The following is a 21,633-nucleotide window of genomic DNA, read 5'->3' on the forward strand; positions in this document are numbered from 1 at the left end:
CAGAAGGCTATCTCGTTCTTGCGCCGGCCGGGCCGTGAAGTCAAACTTCGCCGCACCGCCGAAACAAAAAACAACTCAATCAGTTAACAGGCAAATCTGTGGCAAGGGCGTCGCGGAAACGACGCATCCGCCGTTATTTACGCGCAAGCAGCGCCTTGACCAGCTTTTCGTCGATCGCGCCGGTTGCCTTCATATCGTTGTCGGCCTGGAAGGCCATGATCGCGTTCTTGGTTTTCTGGCCCATCATGCCGTCGGGATTGCCGGCCTCGTAGCCGTTCTTGTTGAGAATGCGCTGGATGTTCTGGACCGCTTTCTTCATGTCGATGCCGGCGGTCGTCTGCGGTGTGCCGTCCTGCCACGATTCAGGAACGTCGGCCGAATTGGCGGCTGGATCGAGCGGCTTGGCCTTCCACAGTTCAGCCGCGGCCCGCGCACGCTCCAGCTGCTCGGGCCTCAGCGCCTTGGCGATCTCGTCGCGCTTGGCCGCCGCATCCTTGTCGCCGGTCTTGGCGACGAGTGCGAACCATTTGTAGCTCTCCTCGAGGTTCTGCTTCATGCCGACGCCCTTCGCCGCGAGGATGCCGAGATTGAACTGGCTATCCTTGACACCGAGATCCGCCGCCGCCTGGAACCAGCGCGCTGCCGATTCATTGTCGGTCACGCCATCCGCCGCCATCGCAAACAGCACGGCAAGATTGTGCATCGCGCTGGCATTGCCCTGCGCTGCGGCAAGCTGGTACCAGGTTTTCGCTTTCTTGATGTCGCTTGCGACGCCGATGCCCTTCTCGTAAAAATTGCCGATGCGGTATTCTGCCGGTGCGAAACCGAGTTCGGCAGCTTTCTCATACCATTTGGCCGCCGCCGCCATGTCTTCTTTGACGCCGCGAGACTCGGCGTAGCGCGAGCCGATCTCGAACAGCGCCTTGGCGTCGCCGCCGGCCGCTGCATCGCGCAGGGCGGCCGGACCGGCATCGGCCGGAACGTCGATCTTGGCAACGCCTGCCGCGGCAGCATCCGCCGGCGGCACCGTGCCGGTCGTGTCCTGCATCGCAGCGGTGGCTATAGCAGGCGCGGCAGCCATTGGCTCGGCGTCGCTGGCCGTCGCCGCTGCCGGCGCGGGCACTGCGGCCGCGGTGTCTTGCGCCGCCAGGTCAGCGGGCGCCGCGGAAGCCGAGGGCGCCGTCGATGTCTCGGCTGCCGGTGTAGCGGGGCCGGTTTGCGCCGCCGTGTCGTCCTTGGTCATCGATGCGGATGGCTCTGCCTGCCTGACGGTGGGCGACGGCGCTCTCTCCTGTGTTGTCGTCTGCGCGTCCGCCTTCGGCTCGCTGGCAACGCTGGCCAAAGCGGTTTCCACCGGCTGTACGGCCACGGCCGGTGCCGCCTCATTGTTGGTGACTTCGACCGGGTCGGAGAAGAAGGCTTTGCCCAGTTGCAGGCCGGCAAGCGCCAGCATGATGGCGATTGCCCCCATCAGGATCGGCTTGCGCCGCGCCTTGAGCAGGTCGCCGATCCTGAGTGCCTTGACCGGGCCTTTCATCGTCGACTGGCGCTTGAGGGCGTCCGCCTCGGCGGCCGCCGCCTGCGCAGCCCGTCTGGCTGCCGCGATGAAGTCCGATTTCGCCGCCTCAGCGCCGCCTTCCCGGGTCGGCTGCCCGCGCTCGTCGCGCACGCGCTTCATGATGGCGCTGAGGTCGGGTGCGCCGGAGCCGGGTTCCAGTGGTCGGTTGGCGAGCTTGGGGTCGAGGGGCTCGTCGAGATCGACGCTGGGTATCTCGGCGCTCTGCGCCGAGCCTGCAAGCGGCGGCATCTCGGCGTCCTTCTTGCCCTTCAAGGCGCGCGCCAGCCCGCCTAACATCGATTTCCTGCCGCCGCCTTGCTCGGTTTTTTCACGCGTCGTGTCTGAACCGAGAGCCGCCAGGGCTGCTGCGGCGGCGGCCTCGGCTGGCGTACGCGGACCTGGCTCGTCGCGCACGAGCGCCGCGGCGCGGCCGTCGAGATCGGCCATGCTGCCCGTCAACGGCAGCGGCTGGTCGAGGTCCATCGACGGTGCGTCCTGCACCGAGATCTTGGATGGCCGGCCGAAACGCTTGCTCAACTCCGCGCTTGCCGGTTCACCCGTCTCCAATGAACCAAGCCTGTCAACGATCTTGAGCAGCGTATCGTGGATAGCCTCGAACGTTCTCGAATTGCGCTCGTCCGAACGGCGCGTCAGTGCCTCGAGCGTCTTCAGGTCCTGGGCGAGGCCGGTAACGGCCGCCGTGTTGGCGCTTGATCCGGCCAGTGAGCGGACGGCGCTCTCAGCCGCCTCGCGCGCCGCGCCGAGGACGGAATCGCGGGTTCCGGCCAGCGACTTCTCGATTTCGTTGAGACGCGGGCTGATGTCGTCGAATTCCGGCAGCGGCGTGCCGGGCTTGGAAAGATGCGCCGTCAGGCCGGCGACCTGCGCCTCAAGGCTGCGGATCAACGCCGGGTCGATGCTGGCGACCTGTGCCGCGGACGAATCCAGCCGGCTTGAGATGTCTTCGAGCCGGCTCTCCAGGCCACGGATCGCCGCCTCGTTGGCGGGATCTGGAACGCGCGTCTCAATCCGCTTGGCCAGCGCGGTGAAGCGGGCGTCGATGGCATCCATGATGCCAGCGCTATCGACCTGCGGCATGCGCTGGTCCAGCCTGTCGGCGACCTCGTCCAACCGGCGCTCAAGGTCGCGAAACAGCATGTTGCCTTGTTCGATTGCGTCGCCCTGGCGACGTTCCATCATGCTGGACAGCACGTCGAAGCGCTGCTCGAGCCCCTGGAAGATGTAGTCGGCGTCGGGCATGGCAGGTGCGTGGTCGATCTTGTCGGCAATAAGCGCGACTTGCCTGGCAAGGCGCTCCATCGCCTGTTCCGGCAGATTGGCTCGGCCGGCCAGTTCATCCACGCGGCTCGACAATGTGTTGAGACGGTCAATGACCTCCCGACCCGGACGATCCTGCGACACTTCTTCGATTTGCTGGGCCAGTGAATCGATCCGCTTCTCGATGCGTTCGAAGGGCTCGGGGTCGAACGAATTGGCTTGCGCGGCAACCGTCGAGGCGACGATCGCGCGGGAAATCTCGTCGAGCCGCTCGTCGATCTGACTGAATGTGTCGCCGCCGCGATTGTCCTGCTGGCGGGCGAAATGGTCGACCGCTCCGGCAAGCGTGCGGACCTTTTCCTCGAGCGAGCGCAGCGACAGCGATTCCGGCAGATTGCTGACGGCATTGCTGATCTGTTCGAGCCGCTCCGTCAGCGCCGACAGGCCGGGTGCATCGGAACGCTTGCGCTGATCGGCCTCGACGCGATCCTCGAAAGCGTTCCAGCGGCGGTCGAAATCGTCCCAGCGGCGTCCGACCGCCTGCACGCTCTCCTCGCGCGCCAGCGTATCGAGCGCGGCTTTGACCTGCTCAAGCTCGAGCCGCAGCATATTGACGCTTCTGTCGTCGCTTTTTTCGGCCAGTGTCTGGATGGCGCCGGAAAGCCGCTCGAATTCGACGCTGAGTTCGGCGCTGCCTTTGCCGCCGCCATTTGACTGGAAGGCTCGCCCAATATTCTTGCGCAGTACCTCGAACTCGCGTTGCAGGCCGGAGGTCATCTGCTGGCGCAAGTCTTCGCGCAGGCCGCGCAATTCCCCGGCGATCTTGCCGGCTAGGGCGACGCTGTCCTCCTGGCCGCGCACCCGGTCGATATCGCGGGCGATCGCCTGGTAATTCTGGTCGAAAGCCGCTGCTGGACCTTTCGGCCGCTGCGCGCGTGGATCCTCATACCGGCGCTGCTGGCCATAGGGTTGGGCGCTGGGATAGCGTGGTTCTGCCGCTGGTCGGCGCGGATCGGGGTGGCTTGCCGTCTCCTCGCGCGTCCGCTCCCGCCGCTGCTCCAGAGTTTCCAGGGAGCGGTTGAGCTCTTCAAGCGTCGTGTGCGGCCGGCGTTGCCTGCCGGCGTTGAGTGTATCGAGGTAGGACCGCTTGCTGTTCATCAATGCGCCCGTTTCAGAATTGCTGGCTTTCACCAGGTTCCCAAAGTCCTGCCGGGACGAACGCGACTGCCTGGCTTGTTGCAGTGGAAGACGAGCTTCCCGGGTCTCATCCGCGCTCCGAAAAACCGTGAAAAATTCAGTACAGGATAGACACGGGTAACCGACATGCGCACATTTCGCCCCAACGTGGTAAACAACGCGTTAACCAAGCTTAAGAAGTTGCAACTTTGTCGGCTGGCTGCCGACGGCGCCGGGTGTCTTTTTTGGACGCGCAAAAGACGTTGTAGAATTTTGATCAGCCGCATGATCGCTCCCGAAATCGGCAACGACCTTTTAGGTTGTCCGCTGGTGCTGCGGCATAAAGTTGCAAGACCAGAACGCTCTTGCGTGGTGAGGCGGCTATCGATATAGAATTGACGTAAACGTAAATGAGCGGATTACGCCGTTTGCGATTTGTTTGTTGAAACCACGAGTGGAAGCACGCCCCCGCTTTCACTCAGGCGACGCAAGGTCCGCGACCGCGACGCCACCAGACGGGGAAAGCCAGTGACCATGAAACTTATTTCGCCCGGCCAAGCCGCGGCCAACACCAACGATATGTCGAGCGAAGCCGGTGAAGAGCTTGTCCGCATCGGCGAAATGGCCAAGAAATATGGAGTGACGCTGCGTACGCTGCGTTTCTATGAGGACAAGGGTCTGCTCAACCCGCAGCGCGACGGCTCGACCCGTCTCTATACACGCCGCGACAGGGCCCGGCTGAAGCTGATCCTGCTTGGCCGCAAGGTCGGGTTCTCGCTGCGTGACGTCAAGCAGATGATGGACCTCTACGATCCGAACGGCTCCAACACCAAGCAATTGCGGCTGGCGCTCGACAAGTCGGAGAAGCAGCTTGCCCGTCTGCAGAAGCAGCGGGCGCTGATCGACGACGCCATCAGCGAACTGAGTGCTTCGATGTCGACCGTCCGGCAAATGCTGATCGAGCGCTCGACGCCGCAGGCCAGCGTAGCGAGCTAAACTAAGCTTTCGATTTGTGACGAATAAGAGCCGCGTGGCTTTCGCTGCGCGGTTCTTCGTCGTTTGCCGTGCTTTGTCGTTTGTCGTCCTGGCGCGCGGGAGAAAATTTGCCGCAGCGCAGAATTGACGTTTACGCAAACGTCAATATTTGTTATCTCGACCACAACGTTGGTCCGTCTGCCATCCTCATAAGCTGGGGCTGATTTCGGGGCCAAGACCGCATGGTGGAGGAAACGCATGCCGATCTACAGAGCGCCGGTCCGGGACACGCTGTTCGTGCTGAACGAAGTGCTGGGATATCAGCGTTATTCCAATCTTCCCGGATTTTCCGACGCGACGCCGGATGTGCTCGAGGCCATCCTTGCCGAGGGCGCGAAGCTCGCCGAAAACGTGATGCAGCCGCTGAACCGCGTTGGCGACGTGGAAGGCTGCATGCGCCATGACGACGGTTCGGTAACGACGCCGAAAGGCTTCAAGGAAGCTTTCGACCAGTATCGCGAAGGCGGCTGGATGGGGCTCGCGGCACCTGTCGAGTTTGGCGGGCAAGGGTTGCCCTACGCGGTGCACACTGCGGTTGCCGAATACATGGTGTCGGCCAATATGTCGCTGATGATGTATGCCGGCCTGACGCAAGGCGCGATCGCTGCGATCATCACCCATGGCACCAAAGAGCAGAAGGCAACATGGTTGCCGAAGCTAGTCGAGGGCGCCTGGACCGGCACCATGAACCTGACCGAGCCACACTGCGGAACCGATCTTGGCTTGCTGCGCACCAAGGCCGTCCCCAATGGCGACGGCACCTACAGGATCTCCGGTCAGAAGATCTTCATCTCGGCCGGCGAGCATGACATGTCGGACAATATCGTCCACCTGGTGCTGGCCCGTATCGAGGGCGCGCCGGATGGCGTGAAGGGCATCTCGCTGTTCATCGTGCCGAAGCTCAAGCTCGATGCCTCAGGCAATCCGGGCGAGAAGAACACCGTCTCCTGTGGCTCGATCGAGGAGAAGATGGGTATCCATGGCAACTCGACCTGCGTCATGAATTACGACGACGCTGAAGGCACGCTGCTCGGCGAGGCCAATGGCGGGCTGAAAGCAATGTTCACCATGATGAATGAGGCGCGGCTTGGCGTCGCCCTGCAGGGACTTTCGCTATCTGAGGTTGCCTACCAGAATGCGGTTTCCTACGCCAAGGATCGTCTGCAGGGCCGCTCGCTGTCAGGGCCGAAGGCGCCGGACAGGAAGGCCGATCCGATCATCGTCCATCCGGACATCCGCCGCAGCCTGATGACCATGAAGGCTTTCAACGAGGCCGGCCGCGCGCTGGCGCTGTGGACGGCGATCAAGTCCGACATCGCTCACCGCTCCGGTGACGACAAAGATCGCCAGGTCGCAGACGACTACACCGGCCTGATGACGCCGGTGGTCAAAGGCGTGCTCACCGACAAGGGGTTCGATCATGCGGTAATGGCGCAGCAGGTCTTCGGCGGCCACGGCTATATAGAAGAGCACGGCATGAGCCAGTTCGTCCGCGATGCGCGCATCGCCATGATCTATGAGGGTGCCAACGGCATCCAGGCGCTCGACCTCGTCGGCCGCAAGCTGGCCTTGAATGGCGGCCGCGCGGTCCAGGCTTTCTTTAAGGAAGTCGGAGAGTTCTGCGAGGAAAACCGCACCGACGAGACGATGGCGCCCTTCACCAAGGCGCTGAAGAAGGGCCTCAACGATCTGCAGACGGCGACGATGTGGCTGGTGCAGAACGGCATGGCCAAGCCCGATAACGCCGGTGCCGCCTCGACCGATTACATGCATCTCTTCGGCCTGGTGGCGCTGGGCTATATGTGGGCCCGGATGGCCAGGGTGGCCGCAGCGAAATTGGCGAATGGCGCCGACGGCGCTTCGTCTTTCTACGACCACAAGCTGGTGACGGCGCGCTTCTTCATAGAGCGGATCATGCCGGAGACGTCGGCGCATCTTGCCCGCATCTCCAGCGGTGCCGACACATTGATGACCCTGCCGGCGGAAGCGTTCTAGCTTCGGCGTTCCCCTCCCCCTCGAGGGGAGGGTGGCCCGAAGGGCCGGGAGAGGGTCCTGCGTGCAGTGCGCCGACCTCCATTCTGGTGCATGCCTTGGAGGAAAATGATCGCAATGCCGTGGCACATGGCGCAGGTTGTAATAGATAAGGTCAAGCAAGTCATCGGCGACCCCACCCGGCCGCTTCGCGGCCACCCTCCCCTCGAGGGGGAGGGGAACGTCGGCGCGAGGGAGAAACCATGACCCACCCCGCCGAAATCCTTGGCCTTCCCAAGCCCGCCTGGGCGGCGGACGAGGTCGGCATGCTTTACGACATGGCGCACCGCTTCATGTCGGAAGAGATCGCGCCGCGTTACGACGAGTTCGAGAAGAACGAAATGGTCGACCGCGAGAGCTGGCTGAAGGCGGGTGCTGCCGGCCTGCTCTGCGCCTCTATGCCGGAGGAATATGGCGGATCGGGCGGCACCTTCGCGCATGAGAGCGCCATCATCGAGGCGATCGGCCATGTCGGCGTCGACGGGTTCGGCATTGGCCTGCACAATTCGATCGTTGCCCCCTACATCCTCCATTACGGCTCGGACGAGCAGAAGAAGAAATGGCTGCCGAGGCTGGCGACCGGCGAGCTGATCGGCGCCATCGCCATGACCGAGCCCGGTGCGGGCTCCGACCTTCAGAGCGTCAAGACGCGCGCCGAAAAGGACGGCAACCAGTACAAGCTCAACGGCTCGAAGACCTTTATCACCAACGGCCAGCTCGCCAATTTCATCATCGTCGTTGCCAAGACCGATCCTGAGAAGGGCGCCAAGGGCATCTCGCTGATCGTCGTCGAGACTGACGAGGTGGAAGGTTTCGAGCGCGGCCGCAACCTCGACAAGATCGGCCTCAAGGCCAACGACACGTCGGAACTGTTCTTCAACGACGTGCGTGTGCCGACCTCGAACCTGCTCGGCAACGAGGAAGGCCAGGGCTTTGTCCAGTTGATGCAGCAATTACCGCAGGAGCGGCTGCAGATCGGCACCACTGCTATTGCCATGGTCGAGCGGGCGCTGGCGCTTACCATCGACTACGTCAAGGAGCGCAAGGCCTTCGGCAAGGCCATCATCGAATTCCAGAACACCCAGTTCAAACTTGCCGAATTGAAGACCGAGGCGACCATCGGCCGCGTCTTCTATAATGACTGCGTTGCCCGCCACATCAACGGCGGCCTCGACCCGGTGACCGCGTCTATGGCCAAATACTGGCTGTCGGACCTGCAAGGAAAAGTCGTCGACGAATGCCTTCAATTGCATGGCGGCTATGGCTACATGAATGAATATCCGATTGCGCGCATGTTCCGCGACGCCCGCGTCCAGCGCATCTACGGCGGCACCAACGAGATCATGAAATTGCTGATCGGGCGCTCGCTCTGAGCGAGTTTCAGCAAACCCAAGGAGCAGGAAAATGGCCGAAGCTTATGTCTATGATGCCGTGCGCACGCCGCGCGGCAGGGGCAAGAAGGATGGCTCGCTGCACGAAGTGCCGGCGGTGCGGCTCGGCGCCAAGGTGCTCGAGGCCATCCGCGACCGCAACGGGCTGGACACCGGCACCGTCGACGACATCATCTTCGGTTGTGTCGATCCGGTTGGCGAGGCGGGTGCGGTCATTCCACGTGCCGCCGCTTTCGAGGCCGGCTACGACACCAAGGCGCCTGGCATGCAGATATCGCGCTTCTGCGCCTCGGGCCTCGACGCCATCAATTTCGGCGCCGCCAAGATCGCACAGGGCGCCGACGAGATCGTCATTGCCGGTGGCATCGAATCGATGTCGCGCGTCGGCATGGGCGCCTCCGGCGGCGCCTGGTTCATGGACCCATCGGTCGGCCTGCCCGGCTGGTTCGTGCCGCAAGGAATCTCGGCCGACCTGATCGCCACCAAATACGGCTTTTCGCGCGACGACGTCGATGCCTACGCGGTCGAAAGCCAGAAGCGTGCCGCCAAGGCGTGGGGCGAGGGCCGCTTCAAGAATTCGGTGATCTCGGTCAAGGACCAGAACGGCCTGACCATCCTCGACCATGACGAACATATGCGGCCCTCGACCGACATGCAGTCGCTGGCCGCGCTCAACCCGTCCTTCGTCATGCCCGGCGAAATGGGCGGCTTCGACGCCGTCGCCGTGCAGAAGCATCCCGAGGTGGAACAGGTCAACCACGTCCACCATGCCGGCAATTCCTCCGGCATCGTCGATGGCGCGGCCGCCGTGCTGCTCGGCTCGAAAAAGGCGGGAAAGACGCTCGGCCTCAAGCCGCGCGCACGCATCCGTGCGTTCGCCAACATCGGCTCCGAACCGGTGCTGATGCTGACCGGCCCCGTCGACGTCACCGAGAAGCTGTTGAAGCGGGCGAAGATGAAGCTGTCGGACATCGACCTGTTCGAGCTCAACGAGGCCTTCGCTTCGGTGGTGCTGCGCTACATGCAGGCTTTCGACATTCCGCATGACCGGATCAACGTCAATGGTGGGGCCATCGCCATGGGCCATCCGCTCGGCGCCACCGGTGCGATGATCTTCGGTACGGTGCTGGACGAATTGGAACGCCGCGACCTCAACACCGCGCTGGTGACGCTTTGCATCGGCGCCGGCATGGGCACTGCAACGATCATCGAACGCGTCTGACGGAGAGAGATGATGAGCTACACCAATTTCACCCTCGACATCGACGCCGACGGCATTGCGCTGGTCACCTGGGACATGCCGGACCGTTCGATGAACGTCTTCACCGAGGAGGTGATGCTCGAACTGAATACCATCGTCGACAAAGTGGCGAGCGATGCAGCGATAAAGGGCGCGGTGATCACCTCCGGCAAGGATACGTTCTCGGGCGGCGCCGACATCACCATGCTGCAGAAGATGCTGGCGACCTTCGCCGCCGACAAGGCGAAGGACCCGGAGAAGGCGACCAAGGCGCTGTTCGACAATGCGGGCACCATGAACGGCCTGTTCCGTAAGCTGGAAACTTCGGGAAAGCCATGGGTTTCGGCGATCAACGGCACATGCATGGGTGGCGCGTTCGAATTGTCGCTCGCCTGCCATGGCCGTGTCGCGGCCGATTCAGACAAAGTGAGGATGGCGCTTCCCGAAGTGAAGATCGGCATTTTTCCGGGCGCCGGCGGCACCCAGCGCGTGCCACGGCTGACCGACCAGCAGCAGGCGCTGCAAATGCTGACGTCCGGCCAGACGCTGTCGCCTCAGAAGGCCAAGTCGATGGGCCTGATCCATGAGATTGCCGAGCCGGACAAGCTGGTCGAAACCGCCAAGGCGATGATCAGGAACGGCTTGAAGCCGGTGGCGCCATGGGATGAAAAGGGCTTCAAGCTGCCCGGCGCCCCGATCTATTCGGTGGCCGGTGCCAATCTGTGGCCCCCGGCCATCGCCATTCTGCGCCGAGAGACCTATGGCAATTATCCCGCCGCTGCCGCCATCCTGAAATGCATCTATGAGGGCCTGTTGGTGCCGTTCGACACCGCCTTGCGGATCGAGCAACGCTATTTCACCGAGATCATGCAGACAAGGGAAGCGGCAGCGATGATCCGTTCGTTGTTCGTGTCGCTGCAGGAACTGAACAAGGGCGCGCGCCGCCCGGCCGGTGTGCCGGAAACGAAGTTCAAGAAGATCGGCGTACTCGGCGCCGGCTTCATGGGCGCCGGCATCGCCTATGTGACGGCCAAGGCCGGCATTCCGGTGGTGCTGCTCGACCGCGACATGGAGTCCGCCGCCAAGGGCAAAGCGCATTCCGACAACCTGATCTCGGATCAGGTCAGGAAGGGCCGCGCCAAGCCAGAGGACAAGGAAAGATTGCTGTCGCTGATCACGCCGACGGCCGATTACGCCGATCTTGCCGGCTGTGATCTTGTGGTCGAGGCGGTGTTCGAGGATTCGGCCGTTAAGAAGGATGCCACCGAACAGGCCGAGGCGGTGCTGAAGCCGTCGGCGATCTTCGCGTCGAACACGTCGACCATCCCAATCACATCGCTGGCCAGGAATTCGGCGCGCCCGAAGAATTTCATCGGCATTCATTTCTTCTCGCCGGTCGACAAGATGATGCTGGTCGAGATCATCCTCGGCAAGAAGACCGGCGACAAGGCGCTGGCCACCGCGATCGACTTCGTCCGCGCCATCAAGAAGACGCCGATCGTCGTCAACGATACGCGCGGCTTCTATGTCAATCGCTGCGTGCTGCGCTACATGTCGGAAGCCTACAAGATGCTGATCGAAGGTGTTCCGGCGCCGATGATCGAAAACGCGGCCAAGGCCGCCGGCATGCCGGTCGGTCCTCTGGCGTTGACCGACGAGACTGCGATCGACCTTGCCCAGAAGATCATGAAGCAGACCATGCGCGACCTCGGCGACAAGGCGGTCGACCCGAAGCAGATGGTGCTGATCAACACGATGGTCGACACGCATGGTCGCTTGGGCCGCAAGAACGGCAAGGGCTTCTATGACTATCCGGCAAAACCGGCCAAGAAGAAGCTGTGGCCAGGCCTCAGGGACCTCTACCCGCAGCTGTCGCCGGAGCAGGTCGATTATGAGGAACTGAAGCAGCGGCTGCTGGTCACCATCGCGCTTGAGGCGGTACGGGTGATGGAAGAGGGCATCGTTACCGACCCACGCGAGGCCGATGTCGGCTCGATCCTGGCCTTCGGCTTCGCGCCCTATACCGGTGGTGCACTGTCCTACATAGACGGCATCGGCGCGAAAAAATTCGCTAAGATCGCCAAAGGCCTGCAGAAGAAATACGGTGCCGAGTTCAAGGCGCCGAAGCTGCTGCTCGACATGGCCGAGAAGGGCGAGACCTTCTACGAGCGCTTCGATCCTTATACCAGAAACGAGGCCAAGGAGGCGGCGTGACGCCGTCTTCGACGGTGGACAAGATGGCGGCCAAGGGATAGAACAGGGAAGGTATTTTTTCCTGTTTCGAAGGAAGAGCAAGGTGCTCTCGCACGACCGCGTTTGGGCCGCCATCGACGCTCTTGCCGAGCGTTATTCGCTTTCGGCCTCTGGACTGGCCAGGCGCGCTGGCCTCGACTCGACCGCCTTCAACAAATCGAAGCGGCTGTCCTCAGATGGACGGCCGCGCTGGCCGTCGACCGAATCGCTGGCCAAGATCATCGAGGCGACCGGCGCCTCGCTGGATGAATTTGCGGGGCTGGTCGAGGGTCGGGGTAATTCCGACGCACTACCCGTGCAGAGACCGTCGGTGCCGCTGCTCGGCTTCGCCCAGGCGGGCGCCGGTGGCTTCTTCGACGACGCCGGGTTTCCAGCGGGGCAGGGATGGGACCTGATCGAGCTTCCGGCACGGGCAACCGAAACCTCCTATGCCTTGAAGGTCCAGGGCGATTCCATGCTGCCGCTCTATCGCAATGGCGATGTCCTGATCGTCGAGCCAGGGGCTACCATACGAAAGGGTGATCGCGTCGTCGTCAAGACCAATGCCGGCGAGGTGATGGCCAAGGTGCTCGACCGCCAGACACCGAGGTCGATCGCGCTGGTCTCCCTCAATCCCGATCACCCGGACCGCGACATCCCCATGCGCGATGTCGAATGGGTGGCGCGGATTGTCTGGGCAAGCCAGTAGGCGCGGGGCCGGTGCGTCTGCCTCACCTTGCCTTGGCTGTTCTGGCGATCCCGGCGATGGCCACGGCAATTGTCGCCGGCGGCCGCGCCGTCCAGAGCGAAAGCGGCGGCCCCTGGGAGCAAATCCAGGTCGGCGCTGAACCGCAGCCCGCCGCGCCGGCTACGTCGGCCATCCCGAAATCAGTGCCGGCCAAGCAGGCGGCGCATTCGAGGGCAATCGATCCAGAAATCGTGGTGCCGCCGCAGCTCGGTTCCAACGAGCTTGAACGGATAGAGCCGCGCGCCCCGTTGAGCGATCTGGCATTGGCCGGACCGCCCAAGCCGCCAAAAACGAAAATGCCCGACGACTGGAAAGGCACGAAACTATTCCAGCCCGTCGCGTCGGCCGCCGGGGTCATCGAAGCAAAGGGCTATTCGATTGCGGTTTCCGGTATCGACATCGTCAAGCAGGAGGAGACTTGCACCGACGGCGGCGAGTCCTGGAATTGCGGCATTCGGGCGCGAACGGCCTTCCGCGCCTTTCTCCGCAGTCGTGCGGTGGTCTGTGCCGTGCCGCCCGAAGGCGGTCGTGATCTGATCGCCGCCGAGTGCCGGATCGGCAATCAGGATATCGGCCAATGGCTGGTCGAAAATGGCTGGGCGCGCGCCGCCAAGGGCGGCCCTTACGTAGAAGCCGGCGAGAAGGCGCGTGCAGCAAAAAAAGGCGTCTTCGGGCCGGCGCCGAGCGTTTCAGGCCTGCCGCCGCTCCCGGCTGCTGCGTCGCGATCCGCGCCTGTAGCGCCTAGCTCGATCCTGGAGGAGCAAGACGGCGTCCTCATGCCGCCAGCTGACCAGCCAGCGCCCGCTGAATGAGCTCGCGCGTTTCGGCGATGCCGTAGAGCGCGGCGAAGGAGCCGAAGCGCGGCCCGCGTTCCTGACCTATCAGCACCTGATAGATCATCTGGAAGAAGGCGACGGAGACACCGGGTCCGCCCTCCGGGCTCTGCTTGGAATGATCCTGGTAGCGCTCGATCTTGCGCGCAACATTGAGGGCAGCGTTCTGGATTGCCTCGCTGTCGGCATCAGCCGGCAGCGCGGCGAGCGCTTCCGAAAGCTTGGTCAGCGCCTCGCGCTCGACCGCGTCGGCAGCACGGTACACTTTCGCCGGCTTCACGAAATCGTCGAAATAGCGGATGGCATATTCGGCCAGCCGGTCGAGCTCGGGATGGGTTGTCGGCGTCACACCCGGCGCGTGGCGCGAAATGAAACCCCACAGCACGTCCCTGTTCTGCGCATTCGAGGCGCTGACCAGGTTGAGCAGCAGCGAGAACGGAACCGGCAGGTCGACTGCCGGGGGATTGCCGTCATGCATGTGCCAGACCGGATTGCCCAGCCGCTCCTTCCAGTCCTGCCTCTGATAGGCAGAGAGGAACGTGTAATATTCGTCTACCGCCTTCGGGATGACGTCGAAATAAAGCTTCTTCGCGGTTCGCGGGCGCTGGAACATATAAAGGCTAAGGCTCTCGGTCGGCGCGTAAGTCAGCCACTCGTCGATGGTCAGCCCATTGCCCTTCGACTTCGAGATCTTCTGGCCGTTCTCATCGAGGAACAGCTCATAATTGAAGCCCTCGGGTGCCGGAGCATCGAGCGCGCGGCAAATCTGCCCGGCGAGCTTGACGGAATCGATCAGATCCTTGCCGGACATCTCGTAATCGACGCCGAGTGCTGCCCAGCGCATCGCCCAATCTGGCTTCCATTGCAGCTTGGCATGACCGCCGGTCACCGGCGTCTCGAAGCGCTCGCCGGTGTCCGGGTCGCGCCACACGATGGTGCCGGCGTCGAGCTTGCGCTCGTCGATCGCGACTTGCATGACGATGCCGGTCTTGGGATGGATCGGCAGGAAGGGCGAATAGCTCAGCGCCCGCTCCTCGCGCAGTGACGGCAGCATAATTGCCATCACCCTATCGAAGCGCTCGAGCATCTTGAGCAGCGTCCCGTCGAAGCGGCCGGAAGTATAATAGTCGGTCGAGGAAGCGAATTCGTAATCGAAGCCGAAACGGTCGAGGAAAGCGCGCAGCCGTGCGTTATTGGCGGCGCCGAAGGACGGATACTCATTGGAGAACGGGTCCGGTATCCTGGTCAGCGGCTTGCCGAGATAGGCGCGCAGCATGTCCTTGTTAGGCACATTGTCCGGCACCTTGCGCAATCCGTCCATGTCGTCGGAGAAGCACAGCAGCCGCGTCTTGACCTTGTCTTCAGTCAGCACGCGGAAAGCGTGGCGCACCATAGATGTGCGCGCCACCTCGCCGAACGTGCCGATGTGCGGCAGGCCGGACGGGCCGTAGCCGGTCTCGAACAGCACCGTTTCCGGGTAGCCGCTGCTCGCATAGCGGGCGACGATCTTTTTCGCTTCCTCGAATGGCCACGCCTTGCTTTCGGCGGCGGCGGCGAGGACTTCCGGGCTGAGATCGATCGGCTGTCGTTCGGCCATGATGCTATTCCTGCAACTTTGCCGGCATCCATGCCGGCAGCCGCATGCTCTAGACCATGATCCCGAAAAGTGGAACCCGGTTTTCGGGCAGGACCGTGATCAGGCAAGAAGATTAAGCGCCCCCGTCCCGATAGTCAGGATGGATCAAGTTCCAAGGCGTGATCGGAGCGCCGACGATCGCGGCTGTTTTTCCTTGCGGCGCCGGCCCCTCGTTCCTAACTTCGGGACCATCTCAAGGAGTTGTAAATGCCATTGTCGCCACACGAAGCCATGATCTACCTGATGGTCATCACCTCGGCGTCAGACCGCGACATGACCGACGTCGAACTGGCGCGGATCGGCGACGTCGTTCGATCCTGGCCGGTGTTTGAGGATTTCAACCAGGAGCGGCTGGTCGAGGTCGCCCAGGCCTGCCAGAAAATGCTGCATGAAAAGGATGGGCTGGAGGGCGTCCTGGCGCGCGTCGCCGAGGCGCTGCCCGAACGCCTGCGTGACACCGCCTATGCCGCCGCCTTCGAGGTCGCAGCTGTCGATCTCGAAATGCGCCTGGAGGAGGTGCGCGTCCTGCAGCTCGTCCGCCGGGAACTCGACCTCGATGCGCTGACGGTCGCCGCCATTGCGCGAGCCGCCAAGGCCCGCCTTCGCACGCTGACCTGAGCCGGCGGCCAAGCTCAGAAAAAACTGACGGGAAAATAGCGCAGATAGAACTCGGCGAACGTGCCTTTCACCGAGATTTCCTGCAGCGCGTAGTCGAAAGCGGCGGCCAGTGCCGGATCGTCGGCCCTGGTGGCGATTGCCATGCCTGAGCCGAGATATTCGGGCGCCAGATAGGGGCCGCCGGCAAAGCGGCAGCAGCCCGCTGCATCCGAACCGCCGAGCCAGAAGGCGAAACGCATGCCGTCGCCGAAGGCGGCGTCGATCTTGCCGGCTTTCAGCTCGCCATAAAGCTCCTCCGGCTTTGCGAACGGGACGATTTGGACGTCGCCGAAATAATCGCGCAGCATCCGCTCGTGCGCGGAGCCGGCGATCACGCCGACACGCTTGCTGCGCAGCTTGTCGAACATTGGTTCGGTCAGCGCCTGTGTCTTCAGCATGATCAAGCGTGCCGGAAATTGCAGGTAGGAGCGTGAAAATGCGTATTTCGACCGCGACTCCGGCGTCGCGGCGATGCCGGCAATGATCGCTTCGCCCTCGCCTTTCCCGAGCGCACCTTCGAGCTCGGCCCAGGGCAGCGCCTGGATCTGGCATTTTTCGGCAATGCCGAGCTCGGCGCAGATGGCGCGCGCCAGGTCGACATGGAAGCCCGACAGCCGGCCTGCCCCATCGAGGAAATTGAACGGCGGGAAATCCGTGGTGGTCAGGAATCGCAGCCGCGGCAGCATCGAAAGGTCCGGCTTTGGCAGCCGCTCCTTGGCGTCCCAGAACACCGGCACCTGCGGCTCCGCGGCGAGCGCAGCAACCGCAAGCGATTGCGCTCCGATCAATATCGAGATCAATGAAATGGATATGCGCCGAAACGCCACGCGACGACTCCGTCCGGGTCTTGCCCCGGCTTTCGTACGAAATAACAGGTTTTTGTACGAAAAAAACACAGGTACGACGGTTTTTGGTTTCATCATTGCAATTTAGGGATATTGTTTAGTGAGTTTGCAAGTGACTGCGTGATGCCGGCTGAAGAGGAGCAGTAGGACGCACAGGGGAGGCAGCTTTGCAGTCCGGGGTTGATGGCGTGGTGCGGGTTGATCACTGCCATTGGCGTCAAGAGCGGAAGGCAACATGGGGTAGATGTTGCGATGGGTCATTTCGATCGTACGCTGGAGTTGATAGATCAGTTGCAGCACGCCGGCACAGCCGCCGCCGTCTGCGAAAAGCTGCTGGGGGTAACAAGCGGGTTCGGGCTGACGGCGCTGATGGCCGGGACGGTTCCGCAACCTGGCACACCGAGAAACCAGCAAAAGGACCATGTGCTGCTTTGCGACTGGCCGGCTGAATGGCTTGAGCGCTACGTCGCGCGCAACTACGTCGATCACGACCCCGTCGTCAGCCACATGAAGCAGCTTCAAGCGCCATTCCAGTGGCGGGAAGCATCTCAGGGCATCCGCATCGGCAAGAGCGGCGGCGAGGTGATGGGCGATGCCGGCGAATTCAAGCTGCGCGACGGGTTGGCCTTCCCGCTAATCACGCTCGATGGCCAGATCGTCATGGTGTCGCTAGGCGGCGAGGCTGTCGAATTGTCGAGCGCCGAGTTCGGGTTGGTGTCGCTGGTCTCGACTTATGCGATTGGCCGCGCAATGCAGCTCCACACCATGGCGGGCAAAACCATCGATCATGTCGAATTAACGCCGCGTGAGCGCGAATGCCTGCAATGGGCTGCTGTTGGCAAGTCCGAATGGGAGATTTCACAAATTCTCGGCATTTCGGAACACACGTCAGAGAAACACCTTCTTAACGCCAAAAGCAAACTCGGTGCCGTCAACCGGGTCCAGGCCGTCGCGGAAGCGATAAGGCGCGGCTATATTAACTAGGTCGGCCGCGCCGGCCTAGAAATTCTTGCTTGCGTGATCGCGTAATTTTTTTGGGAAAGCACGGCCGTATCTTCCTATTGAAACTAGGAGACGGCAAATGCTTTTTTCCCTCACGACCCAGGAATTGATGGAACGGCCCGACCTCTGGGAGGCCGTTCATCGTTTGCGTTACAGAGTTTTCGTCGAAGAGATGGGATGGACCGATCTGCAGCGCCCTGATGGCCTCGAGATCGATCAATTCGACCACGATGAGGCAGTGCACCAGATCGTCATCCGCAATGGCGAGCTCGCCGGTTATCAGCGGATGTTGCCGACGACCCGGGCACATCTTCTAACCGATGTGCTGGCGGACCTTTATGAGGGAACCCCACCGTCGGGCCCGAATGTCTATGAACTGACCCGCTATGCGGTTGCGCCGGGATTCCGCGACGGTCGGCGCGGCGTGTCGACGGTCGGCACCGAGCTGATCGCCGGCTTCGTCGAGTGGGGTCTGAAGCGCAACGTCAACCAGGTGATCATCGAATTCGAGCCGATGTGGGTGCTTCGCGCGCTGCAGCTGCATTTCCTGGCAACCCCGCTCGGTTACCAGCGTACCTATGGCAACCAGCAGGTGGTTGCCACACTGCTCACCTTCAACGAGCACACGCTCGACGTGGTGCGTTCGCGCCGCAACCACTTTGCGCCGGTGCTGGCCAGAGGGTACCCGGACATGCTCGGACAGAGACGCGCCTCGTGAGATTGGAGAGAGGCCATGAACGTTCACTCAAAAGCAGAATTCCGCAATCACACGCTGATCGTCACGGTATCGTCGGGTGACGGCCGCCCGGTGCTGGACAGGCGGGCCTATGAAAGCCTGGCCAGAACATTCCACGAAGCCGCTGTCGACGACGACGTCCGCGTCGTGGTCCTGCGCGGCTTGGCCGGGTGCTTCTGCCTCGGTGCCGATTTCTCCGAATTTCTCGACGCCACCAAACATCGGCGACTGATCGCCGCCGTCACCGATATGTTCCGCACGCTGGCGACGTTCCCGAAACCGGTCCTTGCCTGTGTCGACGGCGACGCCGTCGGCGTCGGTTGCACCATCCTGTTCCACTGCGACATGGTGATCGCCTCGAGCAAGAGCACGTTTCGCGTGCCGTTCGTCGATTTCGGCCTGGTGCCGGACGCGGCGACCAGCATTCTGGCGCCGCAGAAGCTCGGCTATGCCGGGGCGTTCCGCTTCTTCTGCCTGGGCGACACGCTCGCCGCCGAAGATGCCAGGGCACTGGGCCTTGTCGGCGAGATCGTGACGGACGGCAGCGTCGAGGAAGCCACGTTGGCAAGAGCCAGGCAACTCGCCAAGAAGCCTGTCGCGGCGCTGCTACAGACGCGCGACCTGCTGAGGGGCGACACCGGCGCGCTCTGCGACCGCATCGACCAGGAGATCTCGCTTTTCCAGCAGGCGCTGCAGGACGACACCACGCTGAAGCGACTGCAGCGGATTGCCCGGCTGGCGGCATGAGAGCCGCGTATCGATGAGGTGAGCTTATTTTTCGAGGAAAGTCGGCCCTTCGCCGATGATCTTCTTGTCCTCCTTGCCGATGACGTCGAGGTCGCGGCCGTCATAGGGAAGCGAAAGGAGAATGCGCTGCATGACGGCCAGCCGCGCGCGCCGTTTGTCGTTCGCCCGCACAATGATCCAGGGCGCGAACTCCTTGTGCGTGCGCTCGACCATCAGGTCGCGCGCTTTGGTGTATTCGTCCCATTTGGTGATGCCGGCGATGTCGATTGGCGAAAACTTCCAGCTCTTCAGCGGGCTCCAGCGGCGGTCGTGGAATCGCTCGAGCTGCGTTTCCCGGCCGATGTTCAGCCAGAATTTGAAGAAATGTATGCCCTCGTTGCGGATCATCCGCTCGAAATGCGGAACCTCGTCCAGAAATTGCCCTTGCTGCTCGGGCGTGCAGAATCCCATCACCGGTTCAACGCCGGCGCGGTTATACCAGGAGCGGTCGAAGGTGACGAATTCGCCCGATGTCGGGAAGTGGTCGACGTAGCGCTGGAAGTACCATTGTCCAAGCTCGGTGGGCGTTGGCTTGGTCAGCGCCACGTTGCGCGCCGTGCGAGGGTTCAGATACTGGCGCAAAACGAAGATAGTGCCGCCCTTGCCGGCAGCGTCGCGCCCCTCGAACAGCGACATTACCCGCTTGCCCGTCGACTGCAGCCACGCCTGCGCCTTGACCAGCTCGATCTGCAGCTTCTCTAGCCTCTCGTCATACTCCTCGCTCTTCATCTTCTTGTCGTAAGGGTAACCGCCGGCGGTGAGCTTGCGGTCCTCGACCCAGTCGGGAAGCGCGGGGGCCTCGATGTCGAACGCTCTCTCCTTGCCGTCGATCATGATCTTCAGCGGCCCCGATGAGGGTGCGGCGGGGCTTTCCTTAGCGTTTTTCATCGAGGCGAACCTTTCCAGTTTCCGGACTCGTGCTATTGGGAGCCTTACTGCATCGGCCCAAAAATCGGAATCGATTTTCGGAAAGAACGATGCAGCAGATAAAGTGGTAGAGCGTCTTTTGTGCGTCCAATTGGACGCACTGCGCTCTAGCGCCGGTCCAGCAAGAAGTTCTTGAAGTGGCCGCAGACGGAGCGCAAATGGCCGACATCGGCACGGAGCGGAGAGGCAGGGCGCAAGCCGTCGCCATGCGGCTGTGGAACAGCCGCTGGCTGCTGGCGGCCGGCCTCGTTGCGGTTCTGATGGTCTATGGTTTTGCCGGCATGTCTGGCTATGTGGTGCTGCTGGCTGGCGCCGTGCTGGTTGCCGCTGCGATGCTGCCGGCCGGCATCGCCCGCCAATCGACCGAAAATGCCGCGGCCATCGAGTCGAGCGTGCAACAACTTTCCGGCGAATATCTCGCGGCGGCGGTTGCCGATCCGCTGATCATTTTCGATCGCTCCGCCGCCATCGTCCACGCCAACGCTGCTGCCTTTGCCGCCTTCGGCGGGATTGCGCCCGGCATGTCGCTGTCGCTGAAATTCCGCGCGCCGGAAATGCAGGCCTTGCTGGATAGTATCTTGGCGGGCAACGTCGCTTCGGACAGCGTCGACTACATAGAAAAGCTGCCGGTCGAACGAGCCTATCGGGTGAGCGCGTCTTCAGTCGGCCATGCCACGGATCTCTACGTGCTGGTGTTCAAGGACCAGAGTGAGGCGCGCCGGATCGACAGAATGCGTGCCGACTTCATTGCCAATGCCAGCCACGAGCTGCGCACGCCTCTCGCCTCGATCGCCGGCTTCATCGAGACGCTGCGCGGGCCGGCCCGCAACGACCCCGCGGCGCGCGAGCAGTTCCTGCAGATCATGCAGAACCAGACCAGCCGCATGGCGCGCCTCATCGACGATCTTCTGTCGCTGTCGCGCCTGGAGATGAAGCCCTATCTCAAGCCGGGAACCGAGGTCGACCTGCGCCAGGCCATCGACAGCGTCATCGATTCGCTTGGGCCGCTCGCAAAGGAAAACGGCGTCGTCATCGAGCGTGATTTCGCGGAAGGGCCGCTCGACGTGCCCGGCGATCGGGACGAGCTTTTCCAGGTCTTCGAAAACCTGCTGGAAAACGCCTGCAAATATGGTCAGTTGGGCGGACGCGTCGTGGTGTCGATCATACGCAGCGACAGCGATCCCGAACCGGGCATCGACGTCACCATCAGGGATTTCGGCCCCGGCATCCCCGAAGAGCACATCCCGCGCATCACCGAGCGCTTCTACCGCGTCGACGTCGAGAACAGCCGAACCCAGAAGGGCACCGGCCTTGGCCTGTCCATCGTCAAGCATATCCTGACCCGCCACAACGCCAGACTCTCCATCAGGTCGGAGGTCGGCAAGGGTGCGGCGTTCACGGTCCATTTGCCGGCTCGCTAACGTAGTACTATCTCTAGCACATAATGGGCCGTTTCTTTTTTCTGTCATCCGGCTAGCGTATCAGCGGGGATTCGAGGGAACGACTCAACCACGAGATCCCG

16 protein-coding genes are annotated in these 21,633 nt (G+C 62.5%); 12 read left to right on the top strand and 4 right to left on the bottom strand.

What is annotated here, in order from left to right:
• Positions 1-133: 133 nt before the first annotated feature.
• A complete protein-coding gene (locus NKJ20_RS13135) occupies positions 134-3,994 on the bottom strand; it encodes a peptidoglycan-binding protein (protein WP_352744453.1) in 3,861 nt (1,286 codons plus the stop codon).
• A gap of 552 nt (positions 3,995-4,546) precedes the next feature.
• On the opposite strand from NKJ20_RS13135, the gene NKJ20_RS13140 reads away from it, so the two are divergent.
• The 7 genes from NKJ20_RS13140 to NKJ20_RS13170 all read left to right on the top strand — a co-directional run bounded on the left by NKJ20_RS13140 (position 4,547) and on the right by NKJ20_RS13170 (position 13,501).
• Positions 4,547-5,008, top strand: a complete 462-nt coding sequence (locus tag NKJ20_RS13140) for a MerR family transcriptional regulator (protein WP_023677331.1) — start codon at positions 4,547-4,549, stop codon at positions 5,006-5,008.
• 237 nt (positions 5,009-5,245) lie between these two features.
• Positions 5,246-7,042: an acyl-CoA dehydrogenase gene (locus NKJ20_RS13145; protein WP_352744456.1), complete on the top strand. Its 1,797-nt coding sequence runs from the start codon at positions 5,246-5,248 to the stop codon at positions 7,040-7,042.
• Between the two features lie 239 nt (positions 7,043-7,281).
• Complete coding sequence (locus tag NKJ20_RS13150; RefSeq protein WP_352744459.1) at positions 7,282-8,451, top strand: acyl-CoA dehydrogenase family protein; 1,170 nt, start codon at positions 7,282-7,284, stop codon at positions 8,449-8,451.
• A gap of 31 nt (positions 8,452-8,482) precedes the next feature.
• Positions 8,483-9,691, top strand: a complete 1,209-nt coding sequence (locus NKJ20_RS13155) for an acetyl-CoA C-acetyltransferase (protein WP_352448635.1) — start codon at positions 8,483-8,485, stop codon at positions 9,689-9,691.
• Between the two features lie 12 nt (positions 9,692-9,703).
• A complete protein-coding gene (locus NKJ20_RS13160; protein ID WP_352744462.1) occupies positions 9,704-11,923 on the top strand; it encodes a 3-hydroxyacyl-CoA dehydrogenase NAD-binding domain-containing protein in 2,220 nt (739 codons plus the stop codon).
• A gap of 82 nt (positions 11,924-12,005) precedes the next feature.
• Positions 12,006-12,650, top strand: a complete 645-nt coding sequence (locus tag NKJ20_RS13165; protein WP_352744465.1) for a S24 family peptidase — start codon at positions 12,006-12,008, stop codon at positions 12,648-12,650.
• An 11-nt stretch (positions 12,651-12,661) separates the two neighbouring features.
• Positions 12,662-13,501, top strand: coding sequence for a thermonuclease family protein (locus NKJ20_RS13170; protein ID WP_352448638.1), 840 nt, complete (start codon positions 12,662-12,664; stop codon positions 13,499-13,501).
• On the opposite strand, the gene NKJ20_RS13175 is transcribed toward NKJ20_RS13170, so the two are convergent.
• A complete protein-coding gene (locus NKJ20_RS13175) occupies positions 13,464-15,119 on the bottom strand; it encodes a lysine--tRNA ligase (RefSeq protein WP_352744467.1) in 1,656 nt (551 codons plus the stop codon). The genes NKJ20_RS13170 and NKJ20_RS13175 overlap by 38 nt on opposite strands.
• A gap of 246 nt (positions 15,120-15,365) precedes the next feature.
• Between NKJ20_RS13175 and NKJ20_RS13180 the strand changes: the two genes are divergently transcribed.
• Complete coding sequence (locus NKJ20_RS13180) at positions 15,366-15,776, top strand: tellurite resistance TerB family protein (protein ID WP_023677339.1); 411 nt, start codon at positions 15,366-15,368, stop codon at positions 15,774-15,776.
• Positions 15,777-15,790: 14 nt separating this feature from the next.
• Here the strand turns inward: NKJ20_RS13180 and NKJ20_RS13185 are convergent, their stop codons facing one another.
• The gene (locus NKJ20_RS13185; RefSeq protein WP_352744470.1) at positions 15,791-16,642 is read right to left on the bottom strand and encodes an ABC transporter substrate-binding protein; all 852 of its coding nucleotides are present in this window, start codon (positions 16,640-16,642) and stop codon (positions 15,791-15,793) included.
• A 270-nt stretch (positions 16,643-16,912) separates the two neighbouring features.
• Between NKJ20_RS13185 and NKJ20_RS13190 the strand changes: the two genes are divergently transcribed.
• The 3 genes from NKJ20_RS13190 to NKJ20_RS13200 all read left to right on the top strand — a co-directional run bounded on the left by NKJ20_RS13190 (position 16,913) and on the right by NKJ20_RS13200 (position 19,145).
• Entirely contained in the window at positions 16,913-17,644 is a 732-nt protein-coding gene (locus NKJ20_RS13190) for a helix-turn-helix transcriptional regulator (protein WP_023677341.1), read from the top strand.
• Positions 17,645-17,741: 97 nt separating this feature from the next.
• Positions 17,742-18,380 (top strand): acyl-homoserine-lactone synthase, encoded by a 639-nt coding sequence (locus NKJ20_RS13195; RefSeq protein ID WP_023677342.1) that lies wholly within the window; start codon positions 17,742-17,744, stop codon positions 18,378-18,380.
• Between the two features lie 15 nt (positions 18,381-18,395).
• Positions 18,396-19,145 (top strand): enoyl-CoA hydratase-related protein, encoded by a 750-nt coding sequence (locus NKJ20_RS13200; RefSeq protein ID WP_023677343.1) that lies wholly within the window; start codon positions 18,396-18,398, stop codon positions 19,143-19,145.
• A 24-nt stretch (positions 19,146-19,169) separates the two neighbouring features.
• On the opposite strand, the gene ppk2 is transcribed toward NKJ20_RS13200, so the two are convergent.
• On the bottom strand, positions 19,170-20,072 hold the full coding sequence (ppk2, locus tag NKJ20_RS13205) for a polyphosphate kinase 2 (RefSeq protein ID WP_352744473.1): 903 nt from the start codon (positions 20,070-20,072) through the stop codon (positions 19,170-19,172).
• 197 nt (positions 20,073-20,269) lie between these two features.
• On the opposite strand from ppk2, the gene NKJ20_RS13210 reads away from it, so the two are divergent.
• Positions 20,270-21,532: an ATP-binding protein gene (locus NKJ20_RS13210; RefSeq protein WP_352448643.1), complete on the top strand. Its 1,263-nt coding sequence runs from the start codon at positions 20,270-20,272 to the stop codon at positions 21,530-21,532.
• The last annotated feature ends 101 nt before the right edge of the window (positions 21,533-21,633 follow it).

This window comes from Mesorhizobium sp. M0185 (genome assembly GCF_040322175.1).
Lineage (GTDB): Bacteria > Pseudomonadota > Alphaproteobacteria > Rhizobiales > Rhizobiaceae > Mesorhizobium.

Coding starts and splice junctions, on each gene's coding strand:
- NKJ20_RS13135 (WP_352744453.1), bottom strand. CDS start 3,994: ATGAACAGCAAGCGGTCCTACCTCGATACACTCAACGCCGGCAGGCAA.
- NKJ20_RS13140 (WP_023677331.1), top strand. CDS start 4,547: ATGAAACTTATTTCGCCCGGCCAAGCCGCGGCCAACACCAACGATATG.
- NKJ20_RS13145 (WP_352744456.1), top strand. CDS start 5,246: ATGCCGATCTACAGAGCGCCGGTCCGGGACACGCTGTTCGTGCTGAAC.
- NKJ20_RS13150 (WP_352744459.1), top strand. CDS start 7,282: ATGACCCACCCCGCCGAAATCCTTGGCCTTCCCAAGCCCGCCTGGGCG.
- NKJ20_RS13155 (WP_352448635.1), top strand. CDS start 8,483: ATGGCCGAAGCTTATGTCTATGATGCCGTGCGCACGCCGCGCGGCAGG.
- NKJ20_RS13160 (WP_352744462.1), top strand. CDS start 9,704: ATGAGCTACACCAATTTCACCCTCGACATCGACGCCGACGGCATTGCG.
- NKJ20_RS13175 (WP_352744467.1), bottom strand. CDS start 15,119: ATGGCCGAACGACAGCCGATCGATCTCAGCCCGGAAGTCCTCGCCGCC.
- NKJ20_RS13180 (WP_023677339.1), top strand. CDS start 15,366: ATGCCATTGTCGCCACACGAAGCCATGATCTACCTGATGGTCATCACC.
- NKJ20_RS13190 (WP_023677341.1), top strand. CDS start 16,913: ATGGGTCATTTCGATCGTACGCTGGAGTTGATAGATCAGTTGCAGCAC.
- NKJ20_RS13195 (WP_023677342.1), top strand. CDS start 17,742: ATGCTTTTTTCCCTCACGACCCAGGAATTGATGGAACGGCCCGACCTC.
- NKJ20_RS13200 (WP_023677343.1), top strand. CDS start 18,396: ATGAACGTTCACTCAAAAGCAGAATTCCGCAATCACACGCTGATCGTC.
- ppk2 (WP_352744473.1), bottom strand. CDS start 20,072: ATGAAAAACGCTAAGGAAAGCCCCGCCGCACCCTCATCGGGGCCGCTG.
- NKJ20_RS13210 (WP_352448643.1), top strand. CDS start 20,270: ATGGCCGACATCGGCACGGAGCGGAGAGGCAGGGCGCAAGCCGTCGCC.